The organism is Salipiger sp. CCB-MM3, assembly GCF_001687105.1.
Classification (GTDB): Bacteria; Pseudomonadota; Alphaproteobacteria; order Rhodobacterales; family Rhodobacteraceae; genus Salipiger.
Map to the genome: position 1 here is coordinate 146,114 of NZ_CP014600.1, position 13,916 is coordinate 160,029.

Consider the following 13,916-nt stretch of genomic DNA (forward strand, 5'->3'; position numbering starts at 1 on the left):
GCAAGGCAGCCATGTTCTATCGCTTCTTAGGCAGATACGCGAATTTGGCCTGACCGACGGGGCGACCACCCCCTCCCGCCGATGTTTAAATAAATACACATAATTTCCCTTACACGCGCCCTTAAGTGTGACCGGTGCGCGCTACCCTCAAGTGCGACTCCCATTAGAAAACAGATGGTTATCTAATGGAGAGAGTCTGCCATGGGAGCGGTTTACGCGCAACTGAGCGTCAAGGAACGTGTCCAGATCGAACGCTGGAAGCTGGCAAAGGTCCCTGTCCGGGAGATGGCCCGCGTGCTGCGGCGCTCGAAAGCCACCATTTACCGCGAAATCAAGCGGAACTGGTTCAGCGATGAGTGCCTGCCGGGCTATGATGGCTACTATGGCGCCGCTGCGCATCGGCAGGCCACCGATCGGCGCGCCCGCCAGCGCAAGCTGATCCGGCATCCGCAGCTTCGAAATCAGGTCGTTGAGCGCATCAAGAACGGCTGGACCCCCGAGCAGATCGGCAACCGCTTGATCCACGAAGGTGCGACGCTCCGGGTCTGCCAGGAGACGATCTACCGGTACATCTACTCGAAGGAAGGTATGGCGCAGGAGCTCTGGTGGTACCTGCCCGAGCACCGCAGGGCTCGCCGTCCGCGCCGAGCCCGCAAGCGCCGCGCGCCAAAATTCGACCGTGGTGTCAGTATCCTGTTCCGCCCGGACGACGTCGCACACCGCAGGGAATTCGGCCATTGGGAGGGAGATTTGATGCTGTTCAAACAATCGCTTGGCCAGACCAATGTCACCTCTCTTGTCGAACGCGTCAGCCACTTCACCGTACTGCTGAAGAACGCGAACAGGCGCACGAAACCGGTCATGACCAAGATCGTGAAGGCGGTGCGGGATCTGCCTGTGGCGGGTCGCAGGTCCATCACCTTCGACCGCGGCACGGAGTTCGTGTCGTGGCCGCACCTGCAGGCCCAGCTCGGAACCCAAACGTGGTTCTGCGACCCCTCCTCGCCCTGGCAGAAAGGCACTGCCCTGAACACCAACCGGCGGCTCCGCCGCTGGCTTCCAAGGCAGCGTGACGTCGCTGCCATGACAGAGCTCGAGTTGAAGAAACTCTGCGACCAGCTCAACAACACGCCCCGCAAATGCCTCGGATGGAGGACCCCGGCCGAAGTCTTCCGCGAAAAGATGATGGAGGAAATCGGCAGGTGCCCTTACCGTCGCAGGTAATGGGAGTCGCGCTTCAAGTAGCGCACACACCCCACAACCGGCTGCTTGCTACGCCTCGCGGTTACCAGATCAGACGTTGGTCCCCTCCGAGCTTGGAATTCGACAGATTGTCGATATCTGCGATTTGCTTCTCCAGCTCCGGATCACTGCGGTACCGAAGATAGGCGACCGCCCAAGCCAGTTCGAAGTTCTCTGGAGCGTCGTCGATCTTTTGTTCGCGACCGGTCCGCGCTTCGATCCGTTCCGGGTTTTCAAAACCGTCCAGCGTATAGTCGACCGCACGCACGATGGCATCATCGCAGGTGTCGAAGATCGTGGGGTCATCCTCGGCAAGCAAGGCAGCGGTGACCACCAAGGCCTGAACGGCGTGCATCTGGTAGTGCAGAGCAAGATCGCCACGCTCCATCTCCAAGGGCAGCGCCCCGTCGTCTTCCACCATGCAGGCGGTATATTCGACGGTTTCACGGCCCCATTCGACCAAGCTCTCGTCGCCAGTGGTCAGGCCGATCCGCGTGACCCCCATCGCAGCCCACTGCCGAAGATTATTCCGCGAGGCACGAGGCGGCGCTTCTTCGTCGAAATACGCCATGGTGGCTTTTGCTCGGTCTTCGAGCCAGCCTTCAATAACGGTTTTCTGGTCCTCGGTCGGCTCGGACACTGTCAGCGCATTGCTGTACGCGAAAGCGATCCCGCCCAAACGGCTGGGGGCAGAGATATTCGCGTTCATCGTGCCCAAGTCCGACAGTGCATTGGCTTCGGCCCAAGGCGTGAGGCGTTCGTAGAGGCATTCAGCCGCCGCGACGCCACGGTCGCCCGATCGGGTCAACGCGCGATTGCTTTCGCGCGTCAGGTCCGAAATGAAGTCATCCACGGGTTCGAGCGCTGCATTTACGGCGGCATTCGCTTCTTCATCGAAATCGGAGCGGGTCTCGCTGTCTTCGGTGTAGCGGCTGCCATAGCTCAGCGACACGACAGGTTCGACCGGCTCCATACAATCCGACTCGTCATCAGCCTCTGCGGTTTCTTCCGGAGCCTCGGCATCGGTCGTGTCCGTGACGGAGAGTTGGACCGGATCAATGCCGGGAGCCTGATCATCCTGCTGCGCAAACGCGGGGTTCATCGGCGTGAGAGCAGTCAGAACCGCCAGCGTTGTGAGTGCAGTTCCTTTCATTGTGTCGGTACCTCCGCGATTTGCATGGAGTTCATCATTGATACGGCGTCTTGATTGCCCAAAGCGGCAGCTTTCTGCAGCCACGTGCGCGCCGCCTCAGGGTCGGGAGACGCGCCGATCCCGAAAGCCAGACTGCGTGCAAGATCGACCATTGCAGCGTCGCTGCCTGCGTCGGCGGCGCGGCGCAGCCACTCGCCGCTTTCGTTGATGTCGGCTTGAGTGCTGGCAGACGCACGCAGTTCACGCGCGTGATGCAGCATGGCTTCCGAGGACCCGGCATTTGCAGCAGCCAGCCACAGAGCGCTGGTGTCGACCTGCGTCTCGACTTTCTGCCGGACGTCGTCTTGTGCATCCGCAAGCTTGTCCAAGACGGAAGGCAGTTGCTCGGGGTCAGAACGTTCGGTCAAGGCCACATAATATTCGACAGCCTTCTCGGGATCGTAGCCGGGAGTATCGGGCTCTTCCACCGCAGACATCAGGCGGAAGACCGCAGGGCGGTCACCTTTTTCATATCCGGCCTGCCAGAGGTTGCGGGCCTCATCAGCCGCGCCTTCGTTGAGCATCGCAGTATGCGCCATGATGAGATCACCGAGGTTCGTGTGCGACCACGCGCTTTCGGTTTTCACCAGATCCTTCGAGATCCGCACCCATTGCGAGAACTGGTCCGCCGAGCCCTGTTCTGCAAGCGCCTCGGCCATCTGCATACCTTCGCTGAAAGTGCAGGTGGTGGCCGCGCGCGCATGCCGGATGAGCTTGGCTTTTTCGCTTTCGGAGGCGCCATCCGAATTCCGCAACGCCAGAAGACTTGCTTCGAAATCCCCCCGTGCATCGATCACCGGGGCGAAGGTTTTGGCCAGTGTTGCCTCATCGGGATAGGACTCGGGCGCGATTTTTGTCAGCAGCACCATGGCCCGACCGTAACCCTGCTGTGCCAGTTGCAGCGCAATCGCTTCGGCATCCTTGCCCTGCGGGAACCGGTCCACGAAGCGAAGGGCCAAGTTGCTGCCAAGCGCATCGACCCATCCTTTGCCGTCCGAGGGCGACACGGTTTCGGCGCGATCGGCGATCAAGGACCAATAGGTTTGCTCTTCGGCAGAGATGTTTTGGTTCGACGCCAGAGCGATCAAGTCGCTCGCAGAGGCATCCAGCGGCAGGACGGCCTGCGCGTGATCGAGGACCTTGCTCATGGTGTGATAAGGCAAGGTCGGTGCAGCGCCGTCTTTGACCTGCGCGATCATTTCCTTCAGCGTCGGCTCCGGCGCTTGGGTTTCTGCGCCAGCGATAGACTGCCAATATGCGACGCGATCCACCAGAGGCGCGTCCGGCGCCTTGCACAGATTGGCTTGGATCAGGTCATTCACTGGACCCGACCGCCCAATTTGCTCCACAGAGAAAATCAGATCGTCAATGCCTGCGTAAAAGGACCCGGTGTCACCAAGACCGATGTTGAGCAGCGCGCGTTGGCGGATGGCTTCGGGATCGCCGAGAGCCACGCCCTTGGCATAGTAGTCCATCGCCGTCTTTTCGCCCGCCCAGCGGCCCTCACGCGTAAGGACGCGATCGGCGGCTTTGGAGTAGGCCCAGCCCGGCGCATCCTCTAGGTCCAGCAGAGCGGTGAGCGCCTTGTCGTAGTCATCGGTGCGCGCCGGGTTCGCTTGACGAAGACCGTCGAGAAATAGGGCGAGCCGGCCCATTGCCGTACGATCGCCCGAGGCCGCCGCACGCTGATAGAGATCTTCGGCTTCCCCTAGGTCGCGCTCGACCAATGCGCCCTCTTCATAGAGGCGTCCGAGCTGAATGAGCACTTTGGGATCGCCCCCGGTCGCAGCAATGCCGAGGTAGTGCAGCATCACGTCATTGTTCTTGGCGATCTCTTCCGAGCGCAGATGCATCTCCGCTACGCTCCATGCGGCGTCGGGGCTGCCGAGGTCTGCGGCAAAACGGAACCAGCGTTCGGACAATTGATTGTCCACTTGCACGATTTCGCCGTTCCGATAGGCGCGCGCAATATTCACGACACGGTCGCAGATCGTCTTGTCGAGCCGTCCGACTTGCGAAGCAAAGCCCATCATAACCGTCATCTTCGGCTCGACATTCCAATTCGGTACAGCGATGCCGCGTTGTTGGAAACTCGCGATGCTCAGCAAGCTGTTGGCGTCGCCTCCGCGCGCGGCGGTCACGATCAACTCCAGCCCGCGATCCCTGTCGGGCGCGACACCCTTGCCCTGCATGAGCCATTCGCCCAGACGACGTTGGTTCTGCGGTTGTTCGGCGGCGGTCGAGGCAAGAGCCTTTTCGATCAGACCATCAGCACGCACCTCTGATGCCTTGCCCGCTTCGAGGCGCATTTCGATGGTTTCCATCAGGCGCTTGTCGGCATCGTAGGTCGCGTCGATCGTCGGCAAAAGCGCGACAACCTTTTCACCCACTGGCAGCCATTGCACCGGGTCAATCGCCATAAGACGGCGCATGTCTCGGCGAACGAGCGTCGAGTCCATGCCTGCGAGTGACTGCCCATTCCAGCCTTCCCAACGGGCCGTGATCTCGCTGTCGGGAGCCCGGATTTCACACACGGGCTGCGCGTCGATCTGCGGCGGCTCGAAATCGACCTTCGCCGGTGTTGCAGCCACCGCCGGGGCGGCGATCGCCAGAAATGTACCTGCCAAAAGAGCAGAGCGCGCGCTATTCAGAAGCGGCGTGATACGTATCGGGGTATTGATCATGGATCGTCCTCCCTAGGCTCAGTTGGCCTGCGACGCTTTCAGCGCCACCAGCTCGTAATTGCCGTTCTTCCCGCTGAACACCAAAGTGGTGCCTTCGCGGCGTGCCAAGGCCACGGCGGACGCCGAGGCGAGTGTCTCGTCCCCGCTACGGGCCTCGAAATCCAGCGACAGCGGGGCCTTCAGAGCAACCCAGTCGCCGCTGCCTTCTTCGACGCCTTCCAAGGCGACCCGCTTGGCCGCCGGCACGTAAAGATCGACGGACGGCTTGTCCGAGATGTTGTAGAACGTGAGATCAGCCTGAGCGGGGCTGTGACCCAACGGATCGGTCACCAGCACGCCCTCGCCGTCTGCGGTGACCAGCCAGCTATTCCAGCTGCCTTTGCCGATATCGGCGGTTCCATCGACGCCCGCTGCGGACACGTCGACCGTGCCCGGCTCGTCGATCGTCACATATGGAGAAACTCCGCTTCCCAGATCCGAGAAGTTTTCACCGGCGATGATCGCGGATGCGTCCCTCACGGCAACGACCCGCAGGTAACCTGCATCGGGGTTTGCCACATTGTCATACAGTTGAGAGTCTTGAGCCACCGCGACCTGACCGAACATGGTCATGGCAATGGAAAAAACAACAGTACTAATTTTGGTCGAGGTGAAGTCGCTCATCTTCATTCTCCAAAGTTGGGGCAAAGGCTCAGGCTTGCACCGGTTGAAATGGGCCGATCAAAAGCAACCTTGATGGTCTCGATCGGAAGATCGACGTAGGGCCCAAGCCCCAGCCAGAAATTGCCGGTCGCCCGCAGGCGGTCGTCACGATTTGAGAAGTAGCGTCGAGACACGCCATCTGTAGTCACCAGCGTGAATTCCGCATTCCGCGGACCCTCCGACCCAAAGCGCGCCAAGATCGCGTCGTCGGTATCGAACTTTTCACCGCCGAGATCTGCTTCGAGAGTTTCACCGGTGGTGGTGACTTTGAGGGGATCGGAGCAGGCCGCAGCAGCGGCTGCCGTCAGCTCTTCGATCGGGCCCGTACCAAACTGCAGAAGGTCGGTGTAGATCGGGTTTTCCCAGACGATGAAGCGGGGGCGCTGCTCAAGATAGTCCTGCGACGTCAGATAAGAGATCAAGGCACCGTACTGCCCGCCACCCGTCACTGCATAGTTCAGCACCTCAAGGCCCGAATACTGCGAGATCCAACCCGCGAAGTTGTTGGTCGGGTTATCGGAAAAAGACGTTCCAAGCAGCACGACCTGACTTTGCTCCTCGGCATCCGCAAAGATGTCCAGCGGGCCGGTGTCGTCCTGCGCGGGCGTGGTGTCCGCGTTGGTTTCAAACCCCATGGTCTCCACTTCGGGCAGGGGTTCGCGGCACCGACGCTGCATTGCCCGGCGCATGTTGGAAAAGCCTTCGAGCTCGCCGACCTGCCGTGTTTGATAGCTGGTCGGGGTGAGATCACCATAGCCCGGCTGCGCGACGATCTGGTCGGCGACGGCCCGTGCTGCGCGGCGCGCGCCTTCGGACGTCCAGTGATAGTCCGAGCGGAAGAACAAGGGCGTTTGGTCCGTTCCGTATTTGGCAACCTCCGCCGGATCGAATGTATCCAGCATCCGGGTCAGGAGGTCGGCCGTGACCACACCGCTCTGACGCAGGTTCTCGATCGACAGCGCATATTCGGCGCGGGCCTTTTTGACATCATATCCCGTCGTCACGAAATTGGACGGGAGATCTTGGGGCATGGCCTGCCCTTTCGTCGGCACCGGGGCGAAAATCAGAGTCGTCCCCTGCTCTTCCAATGCGCGGGCGATACGGGCCACGGCACTTGCCGCGCGGGAGTTGATGATTTGTCCCATCGTCAGATCGGTGGCGACACGGTAGAACACGCCGTCCTTGCCTTCTTCAGCACGCACGAGATTGGATTGCTCCAATCCGGCGCAGCCAAAGCTGGACTCTTGCGCAGCAGACACCGAACCGGCGCCGCACAGGCCAAGGGCGAACATAGCGAAAACCGGTAGATTGGCGCGACGTGTGAAAGTCATTCGCTTTCCTCTTCCTGATCAGACTGCATCTGGCGAAGCAGGTTTTGTCCCAGTGCAACCATGCCAAGGTCGTTCACCGACCCTGCGAGATTGATGGCTTCTTTGGTGCCCTCGACGTCGCGCGCCGCGATTTTCTGGCGCACGATCAGTTCGATGGCATCGTTTTGCCCGGCTGCTGCCGCCATGCGAGCGTAGCGCTCGCTCTTCTCGGCATCGGCGGTCCCAAAGACGTCGCCCTCTTGCCATGCGCGTGCAAGGCGCGCCGCCGCTACGGCCTCTCCGTTTGTGGCCGCAAATTCGAGCGCGTTTCCGATGCTGCGCAAACGCGTCGGCTGGTTGGTGAACGCGTCGGCCTCGAGACCCGCATCAAGTGCGTCGACAAGCCGAGGGGTCGCGAAGAGGCGTCCGCTGATCACTGCCGTGGCGTAGTAATGCGCAACGTCGGAGGCCAGATCAGGCCGGTTCATGGCCTCGAGCTTCTGACCAATCGCCCATGCGGCCAGACCATCCCCCGCATCGGCAAGGGCGCGCAGCCGGCCGTAGCTGACGTTCCGATCCGCAAGCATGTCGCGGCGGGTTTGCTGCAACCGATAGGTCGGCAGTTCGCGTGTCGCGTTCACACCGAAGGGTGATGAAATGCTCTCCCCGCTGGCCGGGCTGACCATCAGGCCGAAGCCCAAACCAACGAGGAGAAGCACCACACCCGACCTTGAGCGAAGACCGATCGGATTTCTCCGAAAAGTAGACCGGGTGTGTTCGGGAAAGGAGGACCATGCCGCGACGGTCCGGTGGTTCGGGATTGTCTCAGTCGACATGGGTTTCTCCTTTGTTGTTCAGATTGAGCGCGGCCAAATGGCCTGTCAGACGTTCGCTCTCCAGCGATGCGGCCTGCAAAATGCCGTTCGCTTCCAAGGTCACCGGCACGTCTGCTTCGATCCGGGCCAAGTCATCGGTCAGCATGCCGCCCGCAAGGATCGGCTGATCCTTTTGCGCCTCTTCCGGCTCCCAGATCGTGGGATCGGACAAGTAGCGGACCGGAATTTCCCAGATGACCGTCTTCGGAGGCGTGTCGCGGAATGCGGGGTCTGCCAGCATCTTGAGGAAGGGTTTGACCGGCCCGCGGCCCTCTTGCGCGTAGTTCACGATGTCGCTCTGCAGGGCGATCTTCAGGCTTTCCTGAAACGACCAGTCCGGGTTCGCCGAATAGGAAGTCCCAACCAGCACCGTCGGCATCGCAGCCGCCGCAAAAAGATCGTCTCCGGAGCCGAAGATATCCGCCCCATCGGCACCCCCAGCGGCCTCGGCCTTGAACAGATGTGCCGTTTCCTCGCGAAGTCCGACCGCGTCGGCGTAGTCGGCGGTGGTGATGAACTTGGTCAGGTCACCATGAAACGCGATCGTTTCGGTTTCGACCGGTGTGAATTCAGTCTCGCCTTGGGGAAGATCAGCGGCGATCGCGCGCGCCACGGCGGCCGCACCTTCACGCGTCCAATGGGTGTCGGACGCATAGAAGACCTGCTCGACCTTGGCTTCGTGCACAAGCGCGGTCCGGCTGTCGACAGTGTCGATCCCCATCGCGCGCAGCGAGGCCAGCACGTCGTCGTACCGGGCTTTCAGGTCGTCCGCCATCGGCAGATTGCCGGTCTCGTCTCGGTAAATGTCAGCCTTGCCCGCCAATGGGACGATCGTCAGAGCGACGCCCATTTCGTTCAGCGTATCCTTCAGCACCGCAATCCGGGCGAGGCTTGCAGACAGCGGCTCGGGCATGGACCGGGCCTCTTCAGCGGTGAACAGCCAGCCATCACGGCCGGGCACGACACCTTCCTTGCCCTCGCCCAAGGCCAGCCAGCGGCCAGCCCCGACAATTCCGGAGGCAAAATCTCGGTGCGGCAACGTATCGCTCCACGTCGAGTCGATGGCGGCGGTCGCTTCCCCATCGAGCCAAGATTTGGCTGTCCAATGCGCCTGCTCGATGCGCGACCCGACGTCTGGGAGCGCCTGCGCGGCACTCCACGCCGAGTAGGCGACGAGGGCTGCGGGTATGGCCATGCGTGCTATCGTTACGATCATTGGTCTCGCCTCAGAACTGGAAGTAGAGGAAGGGGGTGGAGGAGGCCTCGGCGATGCGCAGGACGCAGGCGACCAGCAGAAGTGCGATCACGAAGCTGGACAGAACCGCCCCAAGCGTATTGGTCGAGGCAACCGTCGCCGCGCCTCCCGATCCGGAGACCGTGGGGGTGCCACCGCCCATCGTGCCGCCCGGCGCGTTCGCCCAGACCGAGCGGACCCAGAGGTTTAGTTTCGGTTCGAAAGCCGCGATCACAAGGGCGACACAAAGGAAGATCAGCTGTTCGGAGCGGATCTGCACCGCGATGTCGAAGGGCATCACCATGCCGTGCATCCCAATCATGCCCGCCAGCACATCGAGGGCTTGCCCCATGTCTGCGGCTCGGAAGAACACCCAGCCGATCAGCACCACCAGAAGGGTCCGCGCCAAGGACAGGGGGCCATCACCGCGCGGAACGAACCGGGCGCGTTCGAGGGCCAGCCAAGTCCCGTGCCACACGCCCCAGATCACAAAGGTCCAGTTTGCGCCGTGCCACATGCCACCCAGCACCATCACGATCCACAGATTGAAGTAGGTGCGCGCGATGCCGTGGCGGTTGCCGCCGAGCGGAATATAGAGATAGTCGCGCAGCCAGACCGACAGAGAGATGTGCCAACGGCGCCAGAACTCGGTGATCGAACGTGAGATATAGGGCGTCGCGAAGTTCTCGGTGAAGCGGAAGCCCATCATCATTCCGAGGCCGATCGCCATGTCGGAATAGCCCGAGAAGTCGAAATAAAGCTGCAGCATATAGGCCACGGCTCCGAGCCAAGCGAGGGGCGAGGCCGGATCGGGGTTGTTGAAGGCCAAGTCTGCAAGCGGAGCCACGGCATCCGCCAAAAGCACCTTCTTGGACAGGCCGATCACGAAACGCGCCATGCCATCGGTGAACATCTCGGTTGTATGGCGACGGTCGCGGAATTGGTCGGCGAGATCTTTGAAGCGCAGGATGGGGCCGGCGATCAGCTGCGGGAACAGCGCGATGAAGGCCGCGAAGTCGATCAGGCCGGTATCCGCCGGAGCGTCTTCGCGCCACACGTCGACGAGGTAGGAAATCGACTGAAAGACGTAAAAGCTCACACCGATCGGCAGGATGATCTGCCAGTGAAAGCCGATCTGATCCGGCGTCGTTCCGAACGCTCCGGTCAGGCTGTCCATGAAGAAGCCAAGGTATTTGAAGATGCCCAGCACACCGAGGTTTCCGACCAGCCCCAGCACCAGCCAAGGCTTTGCCCGACCCTCTTCCCGGCGCTTGTCGATCATGCGACCGCAGATCCATGTGAAAACGGTGGTGGCGATCAGCAGGAACAGGAAATCGATGCGCCACCAGCCATAGAAGGCATAGCTGCCCAGAAGGATCGTCAGGTTACGGCCCTTGGACGGGGTCAGGTAATAGGCCCCCAAGAACAGGGGCAGAAAGAGGAAGAGGAAGGTTTCGGAAGCGAAGACCATTGTCAGATCCCTTCACACGCAGTTGCTGCCGCCTGCTGTGTGCCGTTAGAGAAGTTGAAAGGTTGGTTGTCTTTGCGCGCCGTCAGCCATGCGGTCTGCTTCAGACCAAGCTCTCCCCCGAGAAGGCGCGGCATTTGGTTCGGCAGCCTGTTGTCCTTCAGCGTGAGGTCCGTCAAACCCGCACCGCGCAGACCATCGCGGTTGCGCCCGACCAGATTGGTCTCGACAAGCAGCTTGCTGCCAACCGCTTGCTGCGACATCGAAATGCCCGCCGCGCCATTGAACAGCGAGACGTTGCGACGCGCCTCGATATCGCCGCTTCGGCTCAGTTCGATGCCATTGCCGCCGGAGGCCAGAACGAGGTTCGAGGACAGGTCGGTACAGGTGGCATCGCGCAGTTCGATGCCGGACCCGGCTGCGCTGGCGACGACGTTACCGTCGATGGTCAGAGATCGGCTGAAACCGTCGACCAAAACGCCCTTGCCCTTGGCGGAAGCGATGGTGTTCTTTTCGACGCGCGCGTTGGACAGGTTCCGCAGATGCATCGCGGCATAGCGACCGGGCGCCGTCATACGGTTGCCGGAGATCAGCGCCCTCGGACTGTTTTCGACGCTCAGGCCACCCGCGTACTGACCCGAAAAATCATTGCCGCTTACGATGGCGTCCTGAACACCGCTAATCGCGACAAGATGGACGTCGTCGAACCGGCTGTTGAGAATGCTGGAAGGCTGGTCGGGTTGGTACAGCAGGCCCGCAGAAATTGAGAGGCCCGACATGCTGTCGGGCTGTCCGGCGCCTTGATCCGAAGCCGCGCCCAAGCCGACGAAGCGGCCATGGTTTGCGCGAAAGACACCCTGTCCCGCGACCGCGACAAAAGGAGAGAATTGCGGCACACGCGCGTTGCGCGACGTGGTGGCCGTGACCGTTCCGCCATCGACAGACATTTCTCCGAAAGAGATCAGATATGCACCGTCTTCTCGCGACAGGTAGAGCGTCTCTTCCTCGCCGAGCTGCAAGCTTGCACCGGGCCAGATCACCATTGGCCGTGTGAGAATGAGCCCACCTTCGACGCGCGCAATCCCCGGCACCTGGCTCTCGATCAGGCGGTCGATCGTCGCCGCCCCCTTTTCGAGATATATGGCATCGTCCCCCTCGGACGCGGACTCGATTGCCCCGGTCGTGACCGGGCCCGACAGCGATGTGAACCGCGTCAGCGCCAGCGCGGCGGACCCGTTCGAGAATTCAGGCATTCCCGACACCGTCGGGAATGCTGTGTCGCCCGTCACATCAGTCGACGCGACATCTGTCGTATCGCTGCCGGTCCCATCGAGCCCGAGATCGCCCCACAGAATGCGGGCGCGTTCCCGCAGACTGTTTGCGTCGGACGGAAAAGACAGCGCGGACAAATCCTCGGTAGACACCCCCGCGAGCGTGAGGCCCGTCAGGCGCTCACGAGTCCGAGGGCCAAGAGATGCAGCCGCCGGTTTACGCGCCTCCAGTTGCAGGCTCGGCTTGGGCATGGTCTCGATCGGCACCAACCTCTCGGCGGCCTGAACAGCGGTGCTGCCAAGGACCATCGCGGTTCCGATCATCAAGCCCATGAGGACCCCACACTTGCCCTGTCGGGCGTGGGCCGAGCCTGTCACGGGAGATTGCGTATGGGACAAACGGTGCTGCATCACTCTTTTCCTTCCTGACGATCAGGCCGCCCCGAGCGATCCGCGGGGCGCGTTGGTCACCAGGTCGTCGAGCTTCGCTTCGATTTGGCCGAGCTCCTCGATCGCCGCTTCGCTCTTCGCGACGTCGGCCGCCTCTGCAGCAAGCGCCTTCAGCTCGGGAACGGTGACGTGAAGCAGGAGGAAGGGTTCATCACCGTCATTAACCAGCGGCATCGAGTAGTCCGGATCAATGACAACAGAGACACCGGCATTCAGGCGCTTGAGGCCCGAGGGCAGTTCGCATTCAGCGTTGCCCGAAACCGCCGTGAGGATCGAAATCCCGTGGCCGGTCCCGTTGACCATCAGCTTGCCGCCCTTTTCGACGCTCAGCATGTCCATTTCGCAGCTGCCGGTGTCGCGCAGACGCTCGATCTGCCCCCAAGGCATGTCACGCCGGCGGTGGCTGGACACCTCGACCCGCTTGCGTTCCTTGAGCTGCTCGACGATCTTTTTGACGTCTTGGCTATGGTCGCGGCTTGCCAGAAGCAGTGCGTCCGCCGTGTCGACCACGATCACATCATCAAGACCAATCACCGCAACCAGACGGTCTTCGGAACGGATCAGCGAGTTGGAGGTCTCATGGGTGATAACGTCACCTTGGGTGACATTGCCGTCACCTGCCTTCTCGGAAATCGAATGCACAGAGTTCCAAGCGCCAACGTCGTCCCATTTGATCCCAGGCAGCGGTGCCAGCGAAATGCGGTCGGACCGCTCAAAGATCAGACGTTCCGTCGGCTCGTTCGACGACCGGACGAAGGCCAGTTCCTCTAGGATCGACGCACCAAGCTCGTCAAAATGCGCCTTGGCAACCGCCTCGGACACGGCCGCAAGCGTGCCTTGATCGTAGCGGGCGAATTCGCTGACCAGAAGATCGGCGCGCAGCATGGAAATGCCAGAAGCCCAATACGACCCGCCCGCATCCAGCAGCGCTGTCGCGTCTTCGAGAGGCGGCTTTTCGATGAACTTCGAAACGTGGTGCAGGCCGGCATAATTTCCGAAGGCACCGCCGTCGGTGATATAGCCGTAGCCGGTTTCCGGATAGCTGGGCTCAACGCCAAAGGTGATGATGCGGCCATTATCGGCGGCATCTGCCATCGACATGATGATGCGGTTGATGTCGCCGGTGATGATGTGATCGGAGGGCAGCACCAGAAGCAGCGCATCCGGATCATTGCGCAGAGCAAAGAGCGCCGCGGCCAGAACCGCCGGGCCCGTGTTCCGACCGATCGGCTCGCCGACGATTGTCGCATCCATGCCAATGCTGCGCATCTGACGGGCCACGATGGCCGTCTGTTTGGCATTGGTCACGACGATCGGATCACCGAACCCATCGACTTGGTGGCGGAGCATCGTTTCTTGGAAAAACGTCTTGGAGCCAGTTCCGTTGACGGACTGAAACTGCTTGGGCTGGTCGATACGGGACATCGGCCACAGGCGTGAGCCCATTCCCCCGCACAGGATCGTCGGAATGATACGATGAGTCATTTG

General features: G+C 61.4%; 10 protein-coding genes. 1 reads left to right on the forward strand and 9 read right to left on the reverse strand.

Features of this window, described 5'->3' with window-relative positions; genetic code table 11:
* Nucleotides 1–201: 201 nt before the first annotated feature.
* Nucleotides 202–1,224 carry an IS30 family transposase gene (locus tag AYJ57_RS24925; RefSeq protein ID WP_066112283.1) on the forward strand — a complete coding sequence of 341 codons (1,023 nt, stop codon included), beginning with the start codon at nt 202–204 and terminating at the stop codon, nt 1,222–1,224.
* Between the two features lie 61 nt (nt 1,225–1,285).
* Here AYJ57_RS24925 and AYJ57_RS24930 read toward each other — a convergent pair whose 3' ends face one another.
* The 9 genes from AYJ57_RS24930 to AYJ57_RS24970 form a co-directional block, all read right to left on the reverse strand.
* The gene (locus tag AYJ57_RS24930) at nt 1,286–2,395 is read right to left on the reverse strand and encodes an alginate lyase family protein (RefSeq protein WP_066112286.1); all 1,110 of its coding nucleotides are present in this window, start codon (nt 2,393–2,395) and stop codon (nt 1,286–1,288) included.
* Nucleotides 2,392–5,118, reverse strand: coding sequence for a tetratricopeptide repeat protein (locus AYJ57_RS24935; protein ID WP_066112289.1), 2,727 nt, complete (start codon nt 5,116–5,118; stop codon nt 2,392–2,394). Before AYJ57_RS24935 ends, AYJ57_RS24930 begins: the two co-directional genes overlap by 4 nt.
* Before the next feature lie 18 nt (nt 5,119–5,136).
* Nucleotides 5,137–5,781 carry a hypothetical protein gene (locus AYJ57_RS24940; protein ID WP_066112293.1) on the reverse strand — a complete coding sequence of 215 codons (645 nt, stop codon included), beginning with the start codon at nt 5,779–5,781 and terminating at the stop codon, nt 5,137–5,139.
* Between the two features lie 2 nt (nt 5,782–5,783).
* On the reverse strand, nt 5,784–7,151 hold the full coding sequence (locus tag AYJ57_RS24945) for an alginate O-acetyltransferase AlgX-related protein (RefSeq protein ID WP_083191546.1): 1,368 nt from the start codon (nt 7,149–7,151) through the stop codon (nt 5,784–5,786).
* Nucleotides 7,148–7,966: a hypothetical protein gene (locus tag AYJ57_RS24950; protein ID WP_157374401.1), complete on the reverse strand. Its 819-nt coding sequence runs from the start codon at nt 7,964–7,966 to the stop codon at nt 7,148–7,150. The genes AYJ57_RS24945 and AYJ57_RS24950 overlap by 4 nt, the downstream gene beginning before the upstream one ends.
* Nucleotides 7,956–9,221: an alginate O-acetyltransferase AlgX-related protein gene (locus AYJ57_RS24955; protein ID WP_083191547.1), complete on the reverse strand. Its 1,266-nt coding sequence runs from the start codon at nt 9,219–9,221 to the stop codon at nt 7,956–7,958. Before AYJ57_RS24955 ends, AYJ57_RS24950 begins: the two co-directional genes overlap by 11 nt.
* A 10-nt stretch (nt 9,222–9,231) precedes the next feature.
* Nucleotides 9,232–10,710 (reverse strand): MBOAT family O-acyltransferase, encoded by a 1,479-nt coding sequence (locus tag AYJ57_RS24960; protein ID WP_066112306.1) that lies wholly within the window; start codon nt 10,708–10,710, stop codon nt 9,232–9,234.
* A 2-nt stretch (nt 10,711–10,712) separates the two neighbouring features.
* A complete protein-coding gene (locus AYJ57_RS24965; RefSeq protein WP_066112307.1) occupies nt 10,713–12,311 on the reverse strand; it encodes a right-handed parallel beta-helix repeat-containing protein in 1,599 nt (532 codons plus the stop codon).
* Between the two features lie 99 nt (nt 12,312–12,410).
* A complete protein-coding gene (locus AYJ57_RS24970) occupies nt 12,411–13,913 on the reverse strand; it encodes a mannose-1-phosphate guanylyltransferase (protein WP_083191549.1) in 1,503 nt (500 codons plus the stop codon).
* Nucleotides 13,914–13,916: the final 3 nt, after the last annotated feature.